Origin of the sequence: Parasphingorhabdus sp. (assembly GCF_049667325.1) — a bacterium.
In the GTDB taxonomy this organism is placed as follows: Bacteria; Pseudomonadota; Alphaproteobacteria; order Sphingomonadales; family Sphingomonadaceae; genus Parasphingorhabdus.
The window spans coordinates 1-2532 of record NZ_JBATHY010000166.1 but is presented as its reverse complement, the minus strand read 5'-3'; the positions used below and the strand labels follow the sequence as shown (position 1 = coordinate 2532).

Below are 2532 nucleotides of genomic sequence, written 5' to 3'. Positions count from 1 at the left end.
CGTAGCGCTGATGGAAATCGTGTCCAAGCCCGACATGACCTCGCCCAAGGAAGCGGCGGCCTATGTCCGCAAGCTCCGTTCGATCCTGCGCTATGTCGGCAGCTGCGACGGCAATATGGAGCAGGGCTCGATGCGCGCCGATGTCAATGTCAGCGTCCGCAAACCCGGCGGCGAACTCGGTACCCGGACCGAGACCAAGAATGTCAACTCGATGCGCTTCATCCAGGCGGTGATCGAATTTGAGGCCCAGCGCCAGGTCGATCTGATCGAGGATGGCGGCACTGTCGTCCAGGAAACCCGGCTGTTCGATCCCGACAAGAATGAAACACGGTCGATGCGATCGAAGGAAGATGCACATGACTACCGCTATTTTCCCGATCCCGACCTGCTGCCGCTGGAACTGGAAGATGATTTCATCTTCGATTGTAAGGCCAGCCTGCCGGAACTGCCCGACGAAAAACGCGCCCGGTACAAGAATGTTCTCGGCCTGAGCGCCTATAATGCCGCGGTGCTGACGGCAGAGCATGAGACGGCTTTGTGGTTCGAACAATTGCTCGAAACCACCGACAAGCCGGAAGAAATCGCCAGCAGCGCCGCCAACTGGGTGACATCAGAGCTTTTCGGCGCGCTCAACCGTCTGGGCCTCGATATCGACAATAGCCCGGTTTCGCCAGCGCAGGCCGCTGAACTGCTCGGCCTGATTGCCGACGGCACGATTTCCGGCAAGATCGCCAAGCAGGTGTTCGAGATCATGCTCGAAACCGGCGAAGGCGCAGCAAAAATCGTAGAGGAACAGGGGCTGGTTCAGGAATCCGACACCGGGGCGATAGAGAAAGTCATCGCCGAAGTTATGGCGGCCAATGAAGACAAAGTCGCAGACTATCGTGGCGGCAAGGACAAGCTGTTCGGTTTCTTTGTCGGCCAGACGATGAAAGCGATGCAGGGCAAAGCCAATCCGCAGGTGGTGAATGAATTGTTGAAGAAGAGCCTGGGTTAAATCATAGCAAACCCCACTTGCCCTCAGCACGCCTTTCCGCTAGGCGCGCGGGTCAATCGATCTTCGATAGAGTTTTGACGAACTAGCTGGGCGGGCGTGGCGGAATTGGTAGACGCGCCAGATTTAGGTTCTGGTATCTTCGGGTGTGGGGGTTCGAGTCCCTTCGCCCGCACCAAGTTAGTCGCAAAGTCTATCGAAAAACACCGAATATCAAGGCCACAAAGGATAGTCATGCAGATTGTTGAAACGCTGAACGAAGGTCTGAAACGGGCCTATGAAATCAAGATCACCGCGAAGGATATCGAATCGCGGGTCGATGCCGAAGTGCAGAAAATGGCACCGCAGGTGAATATGCCCGGCTTCCGCAAAGGCAAGGTACCGGCCAATCTTGTCCGCAAGATGCACAATGATGCCCTGATGCAGGACGCACTTTCCAGCACGATCCAGGAAAGCATCGAGAAAGTGATGACGGACAACAAACTCCGTCCTGCGATGCAGCCCAATGTAAACCTCGACGAGAGCTATGAACCCGGCAAGGACGCCAACGTCAAACTGGATATGGAAATCCTGCCGGATGTTCCTACGCCGGAAGTCGATGGTTTGAAACTGGAACGTCTGCAAGTCGAAGCGGACAAGAAAACCGTCGATGAAGCCCTGCAAAAATTTGCCGAGAGCCAGAAGCAATTTGAAACCGCAGCCAAATCCTACAAGGCGCAAGTCGGAGACCAGTGTCTGATCGATTTCGAGGGCAAGGTCGACGGCGTGCCGTTTGACGGTGGTAAGGGCGAAGGCATGGCGATCGAGCTGGGCTCCGGTCGTTTGATCCCCGGCTTCGAAGACCAGCTGGTCGGCAAGAAAGCCAATGACGAAGTGCTCGTCAAAGTAACATTCCCGAAAGACTATAATGTCGAAAACCTGAAGGGCAAAGATGCCACGTTCGATGTGGTCATCGGCGAAGTGCAGAAACCGAAGGTCGCCAAGGCCGACGACGATATGGCCAAATCCATGGGCCTCGAAGGCATTGACCAGTTGACCGAACTGCTCAAGGGACAGATCGAGCAGGAGCTTAACGGCCTGACCCGGACCCATATGAAGCGCAAGCTGCTCGACCAGCTCGCTGCCAATCATGATTTTGAAGTGCCACCTAGCATGGTCGAAGCCGAGTTCAGCCAGATCTGGCAGCAACTCGAGCAGGAAGCCGAGCAGGAAGAAGATTCCAAAGCCGCTCGCAAGGAAATGGAAGACGAAAAGGACGAGTATCGCGATATCGCGGTGCGCCGTGTTCGTCTCGGACTGCTGCTTTCAGAAATCGGCCAGAAAAATGGCGTCGAGGTCAGCCAGCAGGAAATGTCGATGCTGATTCAGCAGGCAGCCCAGCAATATCGTCCGGAAGACCGCGACCGGTTCATGCAGTATATCCAGCAGGATCAAATGGCCGCAGCCCAGCTTCGTGCACCGATGTACGAAGACAAGGTCGTCGATTTCCTGTTTGACAAGGCGGAAGTAACCGACCGCAAAGTCACGCGCGAAGAACT

At 55.6% G+C, this 2532-nt stretch carries 2 protein-coding genes and 1 tRNA gene; all 3 read left to right on the top strand.

Going from position 1 to position 2532, the window contains the following annotated elements; genetic code table 11:
- Nucleotides 1–997, top strand: a 997-nt coding sequence (gatB, locus tag WBM93_RS07565; RefSeq protein WP_424430344.1) for an Asp-tRNA(Asn)/Glu-tRNA(Gln) amidotransferase subunit GatB, incomplete at its 5' end; no start/stop codon positions are given.
- Between the two features lie 90 nt (nucleotides 998–1087).
- Nucleotides 1088–1172, top strand: a tRNA-Leu gene (locus tag WBM93_RS07560).
- A 56-nt stretch (nucleotides 1173–1228) separates the two neighbouring features.
- Nucleotides 1229–2532: trigger factor (tig, locus tag WBM93_RS07555; protein WP_424430341.1), on the top strand; the 1304-nt coding region annotated here is incomplete at its 3' end.